Raw genomic sequence first — 18,090 nt, forward strand, 5'->3', positions numbered from 1 at the left:
TACCCGCCACTCATCGCTGCGCTCGCAACGCGCTATCGCGTCGCGCCGGAAAACGTCGTCACCGCGCACGGCGCTTCCATGGCCAATCACTTGGCGATGGCCGCGCTGCTCGATCCCGGCGACGAAGTTTTGATCGAACATCCGACGTACGAGCCGCTGGTGGCGACAGCGCGTTATTTGGGCGCGCGCGTCGAAACCTTCGAGCGCCGTGCCGAACAAGGGTTCGCCATCGATGTCGCAGAGGTCGAACGCAAAGTGACCGAACGAACGCGCCTCGTCATCATCACCAACCTGCACAATCCGAGCAGCGCCTTCACCGATGCCGAGACCTTGAAAAGGGTGGGGCGCGCAGCGAGACGAGTCGGCGCACACGTGCTCGTCGATGAAGTCTATTTGGAGACGATGTTCGACTGTGCGCCCGCACCAGCTTTTCACCTCGGCCCGGAGTTCATTTCAACCAACAGCTTGACCAAAGTCTACGGACTGAGCGGTCTGCGTTGCGGTTGGGCGCTCGCGCCAGCAAGCGTGGCGCGCAAGATGTGGCTGCTGCACGACCTATTCGGCGTCATCATGGCTCATCCGGCGGAGAGATTGAGCGTCGCCGCGTTGGCCGACATCGATCGCCTCGCCAATAGGTCGCGCACGCTGCTCGAACGTAACCGCGCGCTGCTTGACGCTTTCTTGCGCACGCGGAACGATCTTGAAACGCCGCACGTGCCTTTCGGCACCACCCTCTTCCCGCGAGTTCAAAGCGCAAAGGTGGAAACGCTGTGTCGTTTGCTGCGCGAAAAGTACGAGACCGCGGTCGTGCCAGGCCGCTTCTTCGGTCTCGAAGATCATTTCCGCATCGGCATCGGCGGCGACACGCAAACGCTCGCCGTCGGATTGGAGAGGCTGGGCCGCGCCCTCGACGAACTCGCCGCATGAGGGCCGTTTACGGATAAAATGCGCATAAAAATAGCTTTATGCAATATTTATTTACTATATCTTGCATATTATGCAGCGACGCTCCCCGCGCGCGGAGCGAATGAGAAGCGCTTTTAGTTCATCAGAACTCAAGGCGCGCGCCGAAGATCGGGAGGAATCTCCCTTCTCGCAACCGAGTCGGAAAAGGCGAAGAGAATTCGTAGTTCAATTCCGTCGAGTTGTTGCGCCCCGTGACGTTGAACATGTCGACGTAGGGCGCAAACGAAGCGCGCCTGACGCTGAACTGACGTTCGACGCGCAGGTCGAAACTGAATGACGCTGGCAATCGGCGCGAGTTGCGATCCTCTGGACGCGCAATGCGCTGCAAGAAGAAGCCCGGTCTGAACTCAACAGGCACGGTCGGCGTGTAAGGCAGACCGCTGGCGGCGCGGTATTTTGCCGCCAGCCCGAAACCGAACGCGCGCGTGATGCCGATGATGGTCAATTGATGCGGGCGTTCGAAATCCGCCGGGAAGCTCGGTCCTTCTCGATCGAAGCGACGGCGCGACCGAAGAAAAGAATAAGCGATCTGTCCAGCGAAACGTCCTGCGAGAGTTTTCTGCACGTAAACATCCAAGCCTTCGGCCTCGCCCTCGCCCGCGTTACGGAAGATTGGCAGAAGGCGCGTCGGCTGCACGATCAAATCGGCGTAATCTTTGCGATACGCTTCGACGACGACGCGCACGTCTTCGCGCACGAGCCATTCCAGCCCGACGATCGCGTGGACGGCGCGCATGGCGCGCAGATGCCTATTTTCAGGTGCGAGCGAAAGGATGAAGAGCGCGGGCGGCTGTCGGTATAACCCGCTGGCGAATCTGACGGCCAAGCGCGGCGTGAGCGCCAGCCGCGCGGCGAGGCGCGGGCTTGCAAGCGTCTGCCGGGTGATGCCGTAACGATCGAGTCTGATGCCCGGAATGACGGCCAAACTGCGCGTTGCGCGCCAGCTCGCTTGCGCGTAAGCGTAGCCGGAAGCGGTCGCATCGAGTCGCAGTCGGTGGCTGTGGGTCGGCGCGAAGAACTCCTCTTCGAGAGGGCTGAAGCCGCCGCGTTCGAAGGTGTAATAATCGGCCTGTTGCCAGAAGATTCCGCCACCTGTTTCGAAGCTGAGGCGCCGTCCGAAGGCGACACTCGCCTCTTCTTTGATCCCTATTTCGGCATCGCGCAGGTCGCGCGCGCGCTGCAGCACGCCGTTCAAGCGAAGGAACGTGCCATCGGCGTGTTGGCCGCTAGCCCACAAAGTCAACTGCGAGAAAGCGCCCGTGCCGAGCGCCGAGTCCAATCTTGCGCCGAGCACGGCGCGCCGACTCGACCGCACTGTCTCCAAGCGATCAACGCGCCGGCCAAGGCGTCGCGCTTCGTCTCGCGTGAGCGTGAATCGCTCGAAGAAGTTGAGCGCCGTCAAGACGAGTTTATGTCGCGGCGCGAGATCGAGGTCGACTTTATTGATGAAGTCAAAGTTGCGCGGACGCCCAAAATTCTGCAGGTCGATCACTTTGAAAGCGACGTCGATGTAGCTCCGCCGCGCTGAGAAAAGCCATCCGCCGCGCTTGCCGAGCGGCGTTTCCACGGTGATGCCCGCCGTTCCCGAATCGGCAAACAGCGCGCCCTGCACGCGGTCACGCGTCGCCGAGCGGAGTTTGATATCGAGCGCCGAAGAGAGCTTACTGCCGTAACGGACGCCGAACCCGCCCGCTGAAAAATCCAGTCGCTCGAAGACATCGGGCGCGAGGATGGCCAAGCGTCCGCCCCTTCCGTTGTCGAAGCGGTCGGTAAAATAGGTGAAATCATCGATGGGTATGTTCTCGATGAGGTAGAGGTTTTCGTCAGGCGTGCCGCCGCGCACGATGAGGTCGGCGAACTCCGTCGAGACGCTTGATATGCCGGGCAAGGCGCTCAAGGCGCGTAACGGATCGCCGCCCGTCCCGGGCGTTGCGCGTATCTCTTCGCGGCGGAGCGCGATGTTGCTTGCGGCCATCTCGTCGTTTTCGACGAACGCTCCGCTGCGCACCTCCACTCGCTCTTCGATGGCCGGGCGCAAACGTGCGTCCTCCACGGTCGTGCGCTGCGAGTTGATCTTCACTTCGTTCACGACGAGCGACGCATAACCGACTGCGCTGATCTTCACGTCATAAGTTCCGGGCGCAAGCGTCAAGCGGTAGCGACCTTCGGCATCGGCAACCGTCCGCCCCTGTCCCTGAACGCTGATCTCAGCGCCGCCGATCGGTTGGCCGCTGATGGCATCAGTGATTCTCCCGACCAAAGTGCCTTCGTCGCCTTGCGACGCAAAACCGAAGAGCAGAAAACAGCCGAGCAACCAAGCCATATGCTCCCCAACACGCTTGGGATCAATTAAAATGGGGCAAATTCTATCACGAAGGCCATTTGTGCCAAGGCCGAAAACGGCGCAAGCTCGCGCTCGGCAGCGTCGGGCCGAGAGCGCTCAGAAAAATGTGGCGACTTTGGCGCGAGCGCCTAGAGGAGACAAGTCGCGCGACGCGCCAGATCGAGCGACTGAGCGCACTGCTAATGGGACCGACGCGCGCACGCGAATGCAGAATGGTCGCATAGACATCGTAGGCGACGAGCGCAAGCAACGCCGCTCCACAAAAAGAGAGGGGCACAATTTTCACCCTCCTTGAAAAGAGAACGAGCGCCCGCGCTTCTTTCCGCAAAGACGCGAGCGCTCGCCATGATGTTGAGACCGACCTCGTCTATTCCGTTTTGACCTCACCGCTGCTCTGCGCTTGCAGCAGTTGACGCAGGACGTAAGGCAGGATGCCGCCATGACGGTAGAAATCGACCTCGATGGGCGTATCGATGCGCAAGATGACCGGCACTTCATCGACCCGTCCATCGGCGCGATGGATGACGAGCGTGATCTCCTCGCGCGGCATGATTCCGTCTTCGATGCCGATGAGGTCGAAGACCTCCGTCCCATCGAGTCCCAACGTCTGCGCGTTCATTCCCTCCTTGAACTGGCACGGAAGCACGCCCATGCCGACGAGATTTGACCGATGAATGCGCTCGAAGCTCTGCGCGATGACGGCGCGCACGCCCAACAGGCGCGTCCCCTTGGCCGCCCAGTCGCGCGAACTTCCCGTGCCGTACTCCTGACCGGCGATGACCACGAGCGGCACGCCGGCCGCCTGATAGTGGACGGCAGCGTCATAAATGCTCATGCGCTGTCCGACCGGTTGCAACACCGTCACGCCGCCTTCGGTGCCCGGCACCATCAAGTTCTTGATGCGCACGTTGGCGAACGTGCCGCGCACCATGACTTGGTGGTTGCCGCGTCGCGCGCCGTAGGAATTGAAGTCTTCCGGCTTGACGCCGCGAAGCTGCAAGTAGACGCCGGCGGGCGACGTCGGCTTGATCGCGCCCGCCGGACTGATGTGATCGGTCGTCACCGAATCGCCGAAGATCGCCAAGGGGCGCGCTCCCTTGATGTCGCACAGCGGCCCCGGATCCATGCTGAACTTTTCGAAGTAAGGCGGCTCTTGAATGTAGGTCGACTGCGGATCCCAATCGTAAACATCGCCCGTGCTCGACGGGATCTCGTTCCACAACGGATTCTCTTCGACGAAATCGCTGTAGAGTCGGCGATAGGTTTCCGGATCGAAGGCGAGCCGCATCAATTGATCGATCTCTTCAAGCGACGGCCAGATGTCGTGCAGGTATACGGGACGTCCGTCCCCATCTGTGCCGATCGGTTCGGTCTCCAAGTTGATGCGCACCGTTCCAGCGAGCGCAAAGGCGACGACCAATGGCGGACTGGCCAAGAAATTGGCCCGCACGCTCTGATGCACGCGCGCCTCGAAGTTGCGATTGCCCGACAGGACGCTCGCCACCACCAGATCACGCGCGTTGATCGCTTCTTCGATGTGCACGTCGAGCGGTCCACTGTTGCCAATACAGGTCGTGCATCCGTAGCCGACGAGATTGAAGCCCAACCGGTCCAGATAGTCTTGCAAGCCGGACCTCTTCAAGTATTCCGTGACGACGCGCGATCCCGGAGCGAGGCTCGTTTTGACGAAAGGCGGGACGCGGAGGCCGCGCTCGACCGCCTTCTTCGCTAAAAGCCCCGCGGCGAGCATGACGCTCGGGTTTGACGTATTGGTGCAGGAAGTGATCGCGGCGATCACCACATCACCGTGACCGAGATCGAAACTGTCCGGCGGAAGCTCGCCGGGCGGAAGCTCCTCGATGCGGTCGGGCGTCGGACGATTGTTGATCATCTCGACCTCAGTCAAAACGTTGGTGTTCTTCTCGCTGATCGTGTCGTGCACGGCAACCGGCACCGTCTCTGGCTCCTGTTGGCCGCCACCTGCAAGCGGCGTCTGTTCCGACACGGGCGCCGGCTTGTGAACGGGCACGCGCTCGTCAATCTCTGATTTCCCATAACCGCCCTCGGTCATAGGCTTGCGCAGCAACTCGACGAAGCGTTCTTTCAATTGCGCAAGCTCGATCCTATCTTGCGGACGACGCGGACCAGCGACGCTCGGTTGAATGGTTGCCAGATCCAGTTCGAGGACGGTCGTGTAATCGACTTCGCCTGCGCGCGGGATGCCGAATAGACCTTGTGCTTTGAAGTAATTGCGGAACGTCTCGACGTGCTCTTCGCTGCGCCCGGTCGCCAGCAAGTACTCGCAAGACTTTTCGTCCACAGGGAAGAAACCCATGGTCGCCCCGTATTCGGGCGCCATGTTGGCGATGGTCGCGCGATCCGGCACGTTGAGGCTGGCGGCACCTTCGCCGAAGAACTCGACGAATTTACCGACCACTTTGGCTTGACGCAACATCTCCGTAACGCGCAAAACGAGATCGGTCGCCGTCACGCCGGGTCGCAACCGACCGGTCATGTGCACGCCGACGACATCGGGCGTGAGGAAATAGACGGGCTGGCCCAGCATTGCCGCTTCCGCTTCGATCCCGCCGACCCCCCAACCGACGACACCAAGCCCGTTAACCATCGTCGTGTGCGAATCAGTGCCGACCAAAGTATCGGGGAAATAGACGCCGTCGCGCTCGATCACCCCTTTAGCTAAGTACTCCAGATTGACCTGATGACAGATGCCGATGCCTGGCGGGATCACCCTGAAACCGCTGAAGGCCTGTTGGCCCCATTTGAGAAACTGGTAGCGCGAACGGTTGCGGCGAAATTCCATCTCCATGTTGCGCCGCAGCGCATCGGGCACGCGCGCGAAATCGACCTGCACCGAGTTGTCCACCACTAGATCGACCGGAACCAGCGGCTCGATGATCTTCGGATCGCGTCCCATGCGCGCAACCGCCGAGCGCATCGCCGCCAGATCAACGAGCAACGGCACGCCTGTGAAATCCTGCAACAGGACGCGCGCGACGACGAACGGTATTTCGTCTGTTCGCTCGCCTGTTGGTTGCCAACGGGCGAGTTTACGCACATCGTCTTTGCGGATCCGCCGTCCGTCGCAATTGCGCAACAAGGATTCGAGCACGATCCTGATCGAGACGGGCAAACGTCCGATCTGGCCCAGACCTTCGCGTTCAAGCTGCGGCAAAGAGTAAAACTTGCCAACCCGTCCCCGTCCCGTGGGGAAATCCTGCAATGAATTGAAGAGGTTATGAGTCATGATCGCTTCTCACAAGACTTGAAGGACTCGCGTGGTCGCCGAATCTTTTCAACCTTTTGGAGTCAATTGCGCGTCGCATCTCAGTTTAAGTCCCGCTCTGTGATGAGGTCAAGCATGCCTTTAGCCCAAGCTCGGCCTCTGCGCTGATCTCAGTTCTGTGCTATATTGCTATGAAAACCAGTGCCAAGAGAGGGCGACGAACGATGCCGCGAAAGAAGCCGGAAGATTTCGAGTACTTGAGCAACGATCCCGATTTCGTTCCCGATCCCGAGATCGAAGAGTTCATGGAAGAGGAGATCGCGCGCGCGCCGCGCGATCCGGAGCTGCTTGCGCGGCGTCTGCGCGAGCACACGGAAACATCGCCGGAGGATGCCGCTGGCGACATCGATGCCGAATGGGAAAGCGCCGTTGATTCAGGCGAAGAAGCGGTCGGCGGCGATAACCCGACGCCCGATCAGGACATCGTCGAGGAGATCGGCCACGCCGTCGGCCTCAGTTTCGAAGACAACGAAGAGCTGGACGTGCTAGAGAAGATCGAGCGGCGCGACCGCGAGCGCTTCGAACTCGATCCGCGCTCCAAGACCAAAGACGATATGATCTGATGGCGTTGCGCTGCTTGAGCCGCCCCCTGATCGCGATGTAGCCAAGAGCGTTTCTGGCCGTTCAAAAACGAGGCTCGAAGCGGTTGCGTCAGTTCCGTTTTCGGCCTTCAAGCGTGTTTAGGCTTCTTCGGCTTCTTGGTCCGGTTCGATGCGCATCTTCGCGCAAGCCTGTTGCCACGTGGTGAAACGTTCGATAAGGCGCAAGGCGTCCAAATAGTCCGCGTCGATCTGCGCGCGCTCAGCGCGGCCTTCATGTTCGATCGCATTGGCGACGTGCACAGCCGTCAGCGCGCAGAAGTCGTTCGCTTTGGCATCTTGTGGACGATGGTGAAAAGCGACCGCCTCCACGATCTGGTCCGGCAACCCCCACAAACCGAAGAGGTAAGCGCCTACTTCGGCATGCGTCGTACCGAAAACTTCTCGTTCGGCTTCGGCAAAAGAGAGCTCTTCTTTGCGCATCAAGGCGAGCGCTTGTTCGTACCATTCCGGCAACGCCGTTGCTAAAACGATCTTGCCCGCATCGTGCAGCAGACCGGCGGTGAAAGCTTCTTCGGCGTTCTTGTCCGATTGTCGCTCCAAGCTCGCGATCCTTTTGGCGAACAGCCCCGTTTGCAAACTGTGCGTCCACAACGCCGTGGGCGAAAAGCGCGGTAGCCGCTGCGCCTCAAACTGCGAGAAGACGTTGATGGCTAGCACCAAGCTGACGATCGCATCGAGACCGAGAAACATCGTCGCTTCCGCCGGACTGGTGATCCTTCGCCGCAGACCGAAGAAGGCCGAGTTGACCACTTGCAAGACCTTGGCCGTCAAAGCGACGTCGCGCGCGATGATCTCTCCAATTTTGCGCACCGATGGTTGCGCCGTTTGCAGCTCTTCAACCAACTCGGCGTAAACGGCCGGAAGGCTCGGCAACGAGTTGATCTGCGATACGATCCGTTGCAAGGATTCGTTCGTCAGCAGGTCGCGCAACGCGCAAGCGCGCTCAAGCGCATCTTCCAACTCCGATGTGCTACAAGATCGCGACAAGCGCCGATGCGCTGGGCCAAGCCACCGGACCAATTCCTCTTGCCCAATTCGGTCGGAGAGCACGATGCGCACCGTGCGCGGATGACGTCGCATCACCTCCGCCAAAAACGCTGCCCCACTTACGACAGTTGATTGCGGATTGATGACCACGGCATCGAAACCTTCGTCGGCGTCCAGCGCGCGCAAAGCTTCATCCGCCGTGCGCACGTAAACGGGCCGCCATCGCTCGACCGACCGCATCAACCACCGTGTGCCGCCAACGGCGTCATATTTTTCGTCCAAAAAGAGAACTTTCCTCATGATCGCTTTGACACGCACCGTTCGGTTGACTTCTCGACAAACGACAGCTTCAGCCCCAGAGCGGCTCGCCATCGTAAACCACGCGCCAACCGTTTCTCTTGCTCAAACTCAAGACCTTGCGAAATTCATCGGCCACCAACCAAGGCTCGTAACTTTTGACCAATGGATGACCGCGGCGTGGATCGAACGTCGTGATCGAGGCCCCTTCTTCCGATTTAACCATATTGATCAATGCGAGCATGTCGTTCTTCGTCATGATGACAGTTCGCCTTGTCATCAGTCATTAGCCCTCCAAACACGCGCCGAGAACCTTTCGGACCGAAAACATGATAACTTATCCTCGACGATGATTCGAACCGAAGAAAGGGGAAGCCGATGAGACCAGCCAACACGCTCATAACGCGCCCTAATCCCGATGAATACGCTTCGAGGTTCGCCGTCTACATCGCTCAAGTCGCCGCCGAGGACGCGCTTCAGGCGCTCGCAGAGCAGCGACGCGAGACGCTTCAACTGTTCGACTCTCTCTCCGACGAGCGGGCGCTCTTTCGCTACGCACCGGATAAATGGAGCCTCAAAGAGGTTCTCGGCCACGTCATAGATACCGAACGCATCTTCGCCTATCGGGCCCTGCGCTTTGCGCGTGGCGATCGGACGCCGCTTCCCGGCTTCGATCAAGACGATTATGTGCGCGCGGCCCGATTCGACGCGCGACCGCTTGAAGACCTGCGGGATGAATACGACAGCGTGCGCTGCGCGACGCTGACCCTCTTTCGCGGACTCGACGAAGAAGAGCTCGCGCGGTGCGGCACGGCGAACCAAGCGGAAGCGACGGTGCGCGCTCTGGCCTACGTCATCGCTGGCCACGAGCGCCACCACCTTCGGGTCATACGCGAGCGCTACTTGAAGCGCGTTTGAAGCCGTTGAAATCGGTTCGCAAAACGCCGCCTGTCATCAAATTGACCGCAGCCGCCAGCGCGCTCAAGATGGGCCAACAGCACTACAGGGGATGATGCCGCCGATGATTAAGCCCCTTCGATTTGCGACTTCTTCGGTGAGGTTCGGATTCTAGGCTGATCCAGCGAGATCGATTCCGACCTGTGCCCCATCCGGTGTCGTCCGGGTTTGGCTTTCGATCTTCTTCAAACGCGATGGATGAGTCGGAATCCAAACGATGGGCAACAGACTACCTTGAATGACTTAAACTCATCGAAGATCGCGCCGCAAGATTCGCTCGCTCAGCACATCTGCGCTTGTGAGCGAGATGCTTTTGGAGGAGGTTCAAAAGATCTATTCTACCGGACGAGCGGCGTGACGCTTCGCCGGACGAAGCGCGGGTCGGGGGTTTTGGCGGCCTACTTCCCCTTGGCCGACGGTTTCCAATACCTTCGCTGAGCCTTGACCGCGACAAGTTCCATCTCAGGATAACGAAGCGCCATCAAAGCGCCGCCCAACGCGCATCCCGCATCGATGTCGATCGTGTTATTGATCAACTCTGGCTCGCGCGTCGGCGCGTGACCGTAAACGACCAATGCGCGACCGCGATAGCGTGCGACCCAGTCAAACCTCGCCGGATCCATCCATCGTTCCACGGTTCCCGTCGTCTCTCCGTAGAGGGCGAAATCGCGCACTTGTCGGGAACTTCGCCCTTGCATCGTCTCTTTCAGACCGGCGTGTGCGACCACCAAACGTCCGCCGTCGAGAACGTAATGGCTCGGCAAGCTCTCGATGAAAGATCGCACGCGATGACGAACCTCAGGCGGTTCGCTGGCAAACTGTTCGACCGTGTCGCGCAAGCTGTGCATCACGCTGCCCTGTTGATCGCGCAACCATTCGGCGAAGCCCGCGTCGCAGTCGCCGGGTAGGCACAGGGCCGCTCCGGATTCAACCAGCGTCATCACCAGTTCGACAACCCGGCGCGGTTCGGGTCCTTGTGCGACCAGATCGCCTAGAAAGATCAAGCGTCGCGAGCTGGCGCGCACGATGTCGAGCGTCGCTGAATCCGCTTTCAGGCCGTAGCCCAACCTGCCGAGCAGCGCCACGAGTTCTTGAAAGCAACCGTGCACGTCGCCAATGATGTCAAATGGGCCGCGCTCCGCGCGTTGATCGCACGGAAGCGGGAGGCGTTCGACTTCCACCGCCGCATCCTTATCCTTGATCTCATAGATTCGTTCGAAGCCTTCGCGTCTCACCTCTTGCAACGAAACTCGTAGCTCTTCCGACTGTCTTTCGATGATTTCTTCCGGCACGCTTCTTTCCGCACGCTGACGATTGCGCTGCTTGCACACCTCGGACGCGAACGCAAAGATCACGGCGGCGACCGGCAGATGATAGCGCCGCGCCATGAAGAGCAACGGACGCCGTGCTTCAGCCTTGAGGTTGGTCGCATCGACCACCGTCAACTTGCCGTGCGCGAGACGTTTGGCAACCACCGTTTGCAGCAGTTCGAAGGCTTCGTGCGTCACGCGCTGATCGCCTTCGTCGTCGCTGATCAGCGCGCGATAGTGATCGGATGAGGCGATCTCGGTCGGTTTGAAATGCGTTCGCGCGAAAGTCGTTTTGCCGCACCCCGATGGTCCAATGAGCAGGACGAGCGAAGGATCGAAAACCTTTATCTTCATCGCGCACATTTTTCCGCTCATTCGCTTTCGACGCGCTCAAGATCGACCAGAAGCTTTTCCAGTTCTGCGGGCAGAGGCGCGAGAAACTCCATCCATTCGCCCGTTCGCGGATGCGTGAAGCCGAGCTTTTCGGCGTGCAGGAACTGCCGGCGCAAACCGACGACCAGCGCGCGCAGGCGCAGGTCCGGCACGGTGCGATCGCGCCCCTGCCCGTACTCGCTATCGCCAACTACAGGGTGCTTCAACCACGCCAGATGAACGCGAATCTGGTGCGTGCGCCCCGTTTTGATCACCACGTCGAGCAGAGTGAAACGTTTGAAACGTCGTCGCACGCGGTAGAGAGTCAGCGCTGGACGGCCGTCGCGCACGACGGCCATGCGCGTGCGCTTGCTGGGGTGGCGACCGATGGGCTCGCTTATGCGCCCGGATTCTTTGGCCACGCGACCGTGCACGAGCGCGACGTAGGACTTGAGGACCTCACGCGATTGAAACTGCTCGGCTAGTTTTTCGTGCGCCGCTTCGTTCTTCGCGACGACGATTAAACCCGAGGTCTCACGATCGAGCCGATGAACGATGCCGGGACGCAGCGGCCCACCGCGCGTCGAAAGTTGCGCGAAATGGTAAGCGAGCGCATTGGCGAGCGTCCCCGAATGCACGCCCGCGCCGGGATGTACGACCAGACCGGCGGGCTTGTTGATGACGACCAGCACGTCATCTTCGTAAACGATGTCGAGAGGGATCTGCTCCGGCTGAAGATTGGTGGGACGGATTTCGGAAAGCTCGATCTCGACCCGCTCCCCAACGCGCAGCCGATACGCTGGTTTGACCTCTCGCCCATCCACCAACGCCTCGCCAGCCTCGATCACGCGCTTGATCGAAGCGCGACTCCAATCGGCAATGCGTGCGGCGAGAAAAACGTCGAGCCGCTTTCCTTGGTCCTCTTCGCCGACGATGAACGAGCGCATCTCTACGTCGAGAGCCGCCGCTTCATCTTCCAGCTTGGGATCGGCTTCGTGCTCCCGCATCGCTCGCGATCCAACCCCTAAACTCCTTTCAAACTCTCGCGACGGCGCCAGAAGAGCGCGAGGGCGCCGACGCCAACCATTAGGCTGATGAGCTGCGAAGTCGATAGTCCGGTCAACGTCGTCAACCCCGCGATGTCGCCCCGCGGATCATCGCGGAGGAACTCGACCACGAACCTGATGGCTGCATAAAGCACCGCGTAGAGCAAGATGACCTCTCCATCGAAGCGTTTGTGGCGATGGCGCCACAAGAGGAGCAGGAAGAGCACCAGCGTCGCGAGAGATTCGTAGAGCTGCGTGGGGTGAAGGTACACGTCCGTCGGAACGCCCGTCAATTCGTGTGCCCGTTCGGTGAAGCGCACGCCCCACGGCAACGCCGTCGGTTTCCCCCAACAGCAACCGGCGGCGAAACATCCCTGTCTGCCTATGGCTTGGCCAAGCGCGATGGCAGGGGCGAAAGCATCCGCCGTCTTCCACCATGGCAATCCGTAGCGTCGCACGAGCCAGTACCCGGCCAGCACTGCGGCGATAAACCCGCCGTAGAAGACGCCGCCCGAACGTAAGAAATCGAGCGAGAAAAGGTGCCAAGGATCCTCTCTGTAGGCCGGTTCGGTCCACAGCATCAGGATTTTCGAGCCGACGATGGCCGCAAGCAACATCCACAAGCCGAGATCGTAGATGCGTTCGCGAGGCAGGCCATCGCGCTCGGCAAGGCGTGCGGCGACGTAAAGAGCGACGAGAAAGGCGACTGCCAACAGCAAGCCATACGTGTTGATCGGGAAGTCACCGATGCGAACGAGTTCCGGATACATCACGACACCCTTTGCGATCTTCGTGGCGCTCGACTCTTTGACGCGCTGACGTGGCCAGTTGATGCCCCTTCGACTGAGAAATCGCCGCACCCAAAGCGTCCTCGCCTAGCATCGTTTGCCGAAAGCGTTCGGACGATCGCCTCGGCAGTTCCCGCGTCCATCAAGCCTCTTCCTCTGCTAGCGATTTCCGTTTCCAACTTCTCTTCTCGCCCCGCCTTCTTTGCGGAAGATATCGAGCGCGAGCAACGCAGCTCCAATGCAGATGCTCGCATCGGCGATGTTGAAAGTCGGCCAATGGTGGTTGCTGACGTGAAGATCGATGAAGTCGATGACAAAGCCGAGCCGCACGCGATCGAACAGATTGCCGAAGATGCCAGCGAGCAAAAGAGCACAAGCGCCGAGCACGCGATCATCCGAGCGCGGCGTGCGAAAGAAGTAGAGGAGGACGAACAAGGCCGCAAGCCCTGCCAGCGCGACCAAGAACCAGTGCCCGAAAGGACCGCCTTCTTGCAGTTGCCCGAAGGCGATGCCGCGGTTTTCGGCATAAGAGAAGTTGAGCAAGCCCGGCACGATGATGCGATCGGAGCCGAAGCGAAGCGCGCGCGCCGCCCACGCCTTGCTCATCTGATCAACGAGGAAGACCCCACCGGCGGCGAGCAAATAAGCCAACCGCCACAACGCTGCTCCCCTTTTCACCCTACTTGAGCCTCCCGCTCGATCTCGGCCAACGCTCGAACGCACCGTTCACACACGGTTGGATAACGCTCCGATTCTCCGACGTGCGGCGAATAGTTCCAACATCGCTCGCACTTCCGCCCTTCAGCGCGCGCAACGTGCACGCGCAACGTGCCATCGTCGCCCGGCTGCAATTCGACCTGTGAGACGATGAAGATGTAACGCAGTTGGTCGCGGTGGCGTTCAAGCAATTTGTAAAGCTCGCCGCCAGCTTCGAGCACCACGCGCGCTTCCAACGAAGCGCCGATCATCTTCGATTGACGCGCTTCTTCGAGCGCGCGCAGAACCTCGTCGCGCACGTCGAACAAACGCTCCCACTCCCGCAACAAAGCCGCTTCATCCGCCATCCGTTCGATGCGCGGAAACTCGGCCAAATGGACCGACGGCGCTCTTTCGCCTTCCGAAGGGAGGTTCTCCCAGATCTCGTCCGCCGTGAAGACGAGGATCGGCGCGATGAGCCGCGCCAGCGCGTCCGCAAGGCGGAAGAGCGCCGTTTGCGCCGACCGTCGGGCCGGATTGCGCGGCGCGAAGGTGTAGAGCCGATCCTTGATGATGTCGAAGTAGATGGCCGAAAGTGTCACCGTACAGAACTGATGAAGCGTGTGATAGACGGCGTGAAACTCGTACCTTTCGTAAGCCTCGAGCGTGCGCGCGGTCACGCGGTTTAACTCGGCCAGCACCCAACGGTCGATCTCCTCCATCATTTCGAACGGAACCGCGTCGCGCGGCGGATCGAACTCGTGAAGGTTGCCGAGCGCAAACCGCGCCGTGTTGCGAATCTTGCGGTAGGCTTCAGCCACGCGCTGCAAGATCTCCGGCGAGCAGCGCATGTCTTCGTGATAATCGGACGAGGCGGTCCACAATCGCAAGATTTCGGCGCCCGACTGTTGAATGACTTCGTTGGGTGAGATCGCGTTGCCCAAAGATTTGTGCATCGCGCGCCCTTCGCCATCAACGACCCATCCGTGCGTGATGACCGCGCGGTAAGGGGCGGCATCGTGCGCCGCCAACGCGACCATCAATGATGAATTGAACCAGCCGCGAAATTGGTCCCCGCCTTCGAGATAAACGTCCGCAGGCCAACGCAACTCAGGACGTTTTTCAAGCACCGCCACTGACGAAGAGCCGCTGTCGAACCAGACGTCCAAGATGTCGGACTCTTTGGACCAATCGTCAGCGCCACACCTCGGACAGACGAAACCTTCCGGCAGCAACTCCTTCGCCTCGCGCGCATACCAAGCGTCGGCTGATTCGCGCTCGAAGATCTCAGCGACATGACGCATGATCTCGGGCGAAGCGACCGTCTCGCCGCAAGCGTTGCAATAGAAGGCCGGAATCGGCACGCCCCACAGACGCTGGCGCGACACGCACCAATCTGGTCGCCCGCCGACGGTGTTGCGCATCCGCTCGCGTCCCCATTCGGGGATCCATTCGACGCGCTCGATTTCGCGCAGCGCCATCTCGCGCAGCGAGGCGCCCCCCTCATCGCGCGCGCGCTGGTCGAGCGAGATGAACCACTGCGGCGTAGCGCGAAAGATCACGGGATTGTGGCACCGCCAGCAATGCGGATACCGGTGCTCGTATCGCTCGCTGAACAGGAGCATGCCGCGCTCGCGCAACAGATCGACGATCCTCGGGTTGGCATCGAAGACGCGCTCGCCTGCAAAGCGCTCGATCTCGGCAGTGAACCGTCCGGCCGTGTCCACCGGGCAATAGACCGCTAAACCGTAGCGCCCGCCGATGACGAAGTCATCGTGACCGTGACCGGGCGCCGTGTGCACCAACCCCGTGCCCGCTTTGCCCGTCACCTTCTTATCGCGCGCCTCGCGCACGTCGAGTTCCGTTTCGGCGTCCGCTTCACCGCCCAAGGTCACGTGCTCGCCGAGCATCACGAGCGAGCGACGGTCAATCCACGGGTGGCGACACTCCAAGCGGTCCAGCTTTTCGCCGGGGAAACGCGCGATCACACGCGCGCCTTCAAGACGACATTTCTCGACCACCGTCTCGACGAGATCGCTGGCGACGATGTAAACCTCATCGCCATATTCGACCGCCGCATATTCAAACAACGGATTGACAGCGATCCCCAAGTTGGCGGGCAAAGTCCACGGCGTCGTCGTCCAAATGAGGAAGAAGACCTTACGTCCAGCAAGCTCCGGCGCGATCTTCGCCGGATCGTCGGCGAAAGGGAATTTAACGTAGATCGAAGGGCTCGTGTGTTCGCGGTATTCGACCTCGGCTTCAGCAAGCGCCGTCTGATCGTGAATGCACCAGTAAACGGGCCGCGCGCCGCGATAGACGAAACCGCGCTCGACGAAGCGCGCGAAGAGTCGCGCCGTCTCTGCCTCGTACTCGTTCGACATAGTCAAGTAGGGGCTAGACCATTCGCCGAACACGCCTAAGCGTTGAAAGTCGCGCGTTTGGCGGCGGAGCGCATTGGAAGCGTGCTCACGACAGGCCCGCCGGAAGGCGACAGCGCTCATCTGCGCCTTCTTCTCGCCCAACTTGCGATCGACGTAAAGCTCGATCGGCAATCCGTGACAATCGTAGCCGGGGACGAACGGCGCGTCGTACCCCATCATGGTGCGCGATTTGACGACGAAGTCTTTGAGTATCTTGTTCATCGCCGTGCCGATGTGAATATCGGCGTTCGCATATGGCGGGCCATCATGCAAGATGAATTTGGGGCGCCCATGACGCGCGCGCCGAATCATCTCGTAAAGGTCCATCTCGGCCCATTTTTTCAACCGCGCCGGTTCCGATTGCACGAGATTGGCCTGTTGCGCAAATCGCGTGCGCGGCAGATTGACGGTCTTTTTCAGATCCAATGGCGTTTCGGTGGACATACTGGCATTCTTGCTCGAATTTTTCATTTGAAGACCAGTCGGAAATCAACGGACTTTCCGGCAGCGTCGTAATAAGCAATAGTACCTCACGGCTCAAGGTAAACCAAAACTAACAGAAGCGATCTCCTCACGACGCGACACTCGTGCAAAAAGGCAAAAATCGAACCAATCGGCGTGCTGTGCGGATCCCCTCATGAGGATAAACCGAAACATGCGGTCCACCGACAAAGAGCGTTTACGCGCTACCGATTGCGCTGGCGCGTCCGAACTGCTGCGCGGTCCCGAACGCGAACGATCGCTCTAGGTCTTGCTGCACCTATCGTTAACAGGCGCTGCGGCCCCTTCTTCGAGCTCCAAGAGGTCGCAGAGCGCGCGCGCAACATTCTGCCATCCCGACGCCTTTGCAAATTTTCCAAGTACAAAAGGCCGCGAAGCGTGCTAAAATCGTCGCAGACAGACGCTGTTTCGGCTAACCAGCGCCAAACGTGACTCCGGCAAAAGGTGCTTCATCAACGGAGGACTCCTGTGATGATCGAACGTGCGCGCCTGCTTTCAACGCTTCTCTTCGCCCTCTTTTTCACCCTCGCCATGCAAGCGGGGTCAGTTTCCGCTGGAACATTGGTGCAAGGCAAGAACAGCATCTCGGGAATCGTGTATGGCGAAGCGCGCCGTCCAGTAGCTGACGTGTACGTCGAATTGATGGACGAAATGTACCGGACCGTGGCGCAAACCAAAACCAATGGCGCCGGGCGCTATGTTTTCAGCGGTCTGCCCGAAGGATATTACAAGGTGAAAGTCCTTCCCTACGGGACTGACTATGAAGAACAAGTTCAAGAGGCGACCATCGTCAACGTCTCCGTCGTGCCGGGCAGCGGAGCATCAAGCTTGTACTTGGATTTCCATTTGAAACGCAAGAGCTCCCGCAACAGCGTGCCAGCCATAGCAGGAACGGTCTTCGCTCAAGAAGTCCCGGATGAGGCTAAAAAGCTGTACGAAGCGGGGGTTCAAGCGCTCAAAGAGAAGCGAGACAAGGAAGGATTTGAAAACATCAAAAGATCGCTGGAGATCTTTCCCTCTTACCACTTGGCGCTTGACCGGCTAGGCAACGAATACCTCTTGCGCGGATACAATGAAGCGGCTTTCATCCTGCTGGCGAAAGCGGTCGAAGTCAATCCGAAGAGCTTTACCAGCAATTTTGGTCTAGGCATCGCGCAGTACAGGCTCAATCGCTTCGAGGAGGCCGCCCGAAGTCTCCGTCAGGCGACGAGTTTGTCGCGAGAATCGGGCGAGGCTCACCTGTGGCTCGGCAAAGCATTGGCCAGATTGGGACGACTGCCACAAGCCGAAGAGGCGCTAAACCAAGCCAACAGACTATTTCAAGGGCGATCCGCTGAAGTTCACTGGCAATTGGCGCGACTTTACAACGAACAGAAAAGATATAACGAAGCCGCTGATGAATTGGAACGATTCCTCAAGTACGAGCCCGACGCTCTAGATGCGCAAAAGATCCGTCAAGTCATCAAGCTGTTGAGAGAGAAAGCCCGCAAGAACTAA

14 protein-coding genes are annotated in these 18,090 nt (G+C 59.8%); 4 read left to right on the forward strand and 10 right to left on the reverse strand.

Going from position 1 to position 18,090, the window contains the following annotated elements:
* Window positions 1-927 (forward strand): aminotransferase class I/II-fold pyridoxal phosphate-dependent enzyme (locus tag C4334_RS09890; RefSeq protein ID WP_352431926.1); only part of this gene is annotated, 927 nt, incomplete at its 5' end.
* 121 nt (window positions 928-1,048) lie between these two features.
* Here C4334_RS09890 and C4334_RS09895 read toward each other — a convergent pair.
* From C4334_RS09895 to C4334_RS09905, 3 genes are all read right to left on the reverse strand, one after another.
* A complete protein-coding gene (locus C4334_RS09895; protein WP_352431927.1) occupies window positions 1,049-3,289 on the reverse strand; it encodes a TonB-dependent receptor in 2,241 nt (746 codons plus the stop codon).
* A gap of 46 nt (window positions 3,290-3,335) precedes the next feature.
* On the reverse strand, window positions 3,336-3,587 hold the full coding sequence (locus C4334_RS09900; RefSeq protein ID WP_352431928.1) for a hypothetical protein: 252 nt from the start codon (window positions 3,585-3,587) through the stop codon (window positions 3,336-3,338).
* Between the two features lie 90 nt (window positions 3,588-3,677).
* A complete protein-coding gene (locus C4334_RS09905; protein WP_352431929.1) occupies window positions 3,678-6,575 on the reverse strand; it encodes an aconitate hydratase in 2,898 nt (965 codons plus the stop codon).
* Window positions 6,576-6,778: 203 nt separating this feature from the next.
* Here C4334_RS09905 and C4334_RS09910 point away from each other — a divergent pair, with 203 nt between their 5' ends.
* Window positions 6,779-7,177 (forward strand): DUF6335 family protein, encoded by a 399-nt coding sequence (locus tag C4334_RS09910; protein ID WP_352431930.1) that lies wholly within the window; start codon window positions 6,779-6,781, stop codon window positions 7,175-7,177.
* 117 nt (window positions 7,178-7,294) lie between these two features.
* Here C4334_RS09910 and C4334_RS09915 read toward each other — a convergent pair whose 3' ends face one another.
* Window positions 7,295-8,503: an HDOD domain-containing protein gene (locus tag C4334_RS09915; RefSeq protein WP_352431931.1), complete on the reverse strand. Its 1,209-nt coding sequence runs from the start codon at window positions 8,501-8,503 to the stop codon at window positions 7,295-7,297.
* Window positions 8,504-8,552: 49 nt separating this feature from the next.
* Entirely contained in the window at window positions 8,553-8,780 is a 228-nt protein-coding gene (locus tag C4334_RS09920) for a hypothetical protein (protein ID WP_352431932.1), read from the reverse strand.
* 98 nt (window positions 8,781-8,878) lie between these two features.
* On the opposite strand from C4334_RS09920, the gene C4334_RS09925 reads away from it, so the two are divergent.
* On the forward strand, window positions 8,879-9,418 hold the full coding sequence (locus C4334_RS09925) for a DinB family protein (protein ID WP_352431933.1): 540 nt from the start codon (window positions 8,879-8,881) through the stop codon (window positions 9,416-9,418).
* Window positions 9,419-9,855: 437 nt separating this feature from the next.
* Here the strand turns inward: C4334_RS09925 and C4334_RS09930 are convergent, their stop codons facing one another.
* The 5 genes from C4334_RS09930 to ileS all read right to left on the reverse strand — a co-directional run bounded on the left by C4334_RS09930 (window position 9,856) and on the right by ileS (window position 16,536).
* Window positions 9,856-11,121: an AAA family ATPase gene (locus C4334_RS09930; protein WP_352431934.1), complete on the reverse strand. Its 1,266-nt coding sequence runs from the start codon at window positions 11,119-11,121 to the stop codon at window positions 9,856-9,858.
* Between the two features lie 17 nt (window positions 11,122-11,138).
* The gene (locus tag C4334_RS09935; RefSeq protein WP_502943433.1) at window positions 11,139-12,086 is read right to left on the reverse strand and encodes an RluA family pseudouridine synthase; all 948 of its coding nucleotides are present in this window, start codon (window positions 12,084-12,086) and stop codon (window positions 11,139-11,141) included.
* A 77-nt stretch (window positions 12,087-12,163) separates the two neighbouring features.
* Window positions 12,164-12,955 (reverse strand): prolipoprotein diacylglyceryl transferase, encoded by a 792-nt coding sequence (lgt, locus tag C4334_RS09940; protein WP_352431936.1) that lies wholly within the window; start codon window positions 12,953-12,955, stop codon window positions 12,164-12,166.
* 177 nt (window positions 12,956-13,132) lie between these two features.
* The gene (gene lspA / locus C4334_RS09945; protein ID WP_352431937.1) at window positions 13,133-13,651 is read right to left on the reverse strand and encodes a signal peptidase II; all 519 of its coding nucleotides are present in this window, start codon (window positions 13,649-13,651) and stop codon (window positions 13,133-13,135) included.
* Entirely contained in the window at window positions 13,648-16,536 is a 2,889-nt protein-coding gene (gene ileS, locus C4334_RS09950) for an isoleucine--tRNA ligase (protein WP_352431938.1), read from the reverse strand. The genes lspA and ileS overlap by 4 nt, the downstream gene beginning before the upstream one ends.
* Before the next feature lie 528 nt (window positions 16,537-17,064).
* Between ileS and C4334_RS09955 the strand changes: the two genes are divergently transcribed.
* Entirely contained in the window at window positions 17,065-18,090 is a 1,026-nt protein-coding gene (locus tag C4334_RS09955; protein ID WP_352431939.1) for a tetratricopeptide repeat protein, read from the forward strand.

Origin of the sequence: Pyrinomonas sp. (assembly GCF_040289685.1) — a bacterium.
In the GTDB taxonomy this organism is placed as follows: Bacteria; Acidobacteriota; Blastocatellia; order Pyrinomonadales; family Pyrinomonadaceae; genus Pyrinomonas.

Excerpts from the sequence above, each read along its gene's own strand:
- C4334_RS09905 (WP_352431929.1), bottom strand. The coding sequence starts at position 6,575 with ATGACTCATAACCTCTTCAATTCATTGCAGGATTTCCCCACGGGACGG.
- C4334_RS09925 (WP_352431933.1), top strand. The coding sequence starts at position 8,879 with ATGAGACCAGCCAACACGCTCATAACGCGCCCTAATCCCGATGAATAC.
- C4334_RS09935 (WP_502943433.1), bottom strand. The coding sequence starts at position 12,086 with ATGCGCTCGTTCATCGTCGGCGAAGAGGACCAAGGAAAGCGGCTCGAC.
- C4334_RS09915 (WP_352431931.1), bottom strand. The coding sequence starts at position 8,503 with ATGAGGAAAGTTCTCTTTTTGGACGAAAAATATGACGCCGTTGGCGGC.
- C4334_RS09955 (WP_352431939.1), top strand. The coding sequence starts at position 17,065 with ATGATCGAACGTGCGCGCCTGCTTTCAACGCTTCTCTTCGCCCTCTTT.
- C4334_RS09920 (WP_352431932.1), bottom strand. The coding sequence starts at position 8,780 with ATGACAAGGCGAACTGTCATCATGACGAAGAACGACATGCTCGCATTG.
- lgt (WP_352431936.1), bottom strand. The coding sequence starts at position 12,955 with ATGTATCCGGAACTCGTTCGCATCGGTGACTTCCCGATCAACACGTAT.
- C4334_RS09930 (WP_352431934.1), bottom strand. The coding sequence starts at position 11,121 with ATGAAGATAAAGGTTTTCGATCCTTCGCTCGTCCTGCTCATTGGACCA.
- ileS (WP_352431938.1), bottom strand. The coding sequence starts at position 16,536 with ATGTCCACCGAAACGCCATTGGATCTGAAAAAGACCGTCAATCTGCCG.
- C4334_RS09910 (WP_352431930.1), top strand. The coding sequence starts at position 6,779 with ATGCCGCGAAAGAAGCCGGAAGATTTCGAGTACTTGAGCAACGATCCC.
- C4334_RS09895 (WP_352431927.1), bottom strand. The coding sequence starts at position 3,289 with ATGGCTTGGTTGCTCGGCTGTTTTCTGCTCTTCGGTTTTGCGTCGCAA.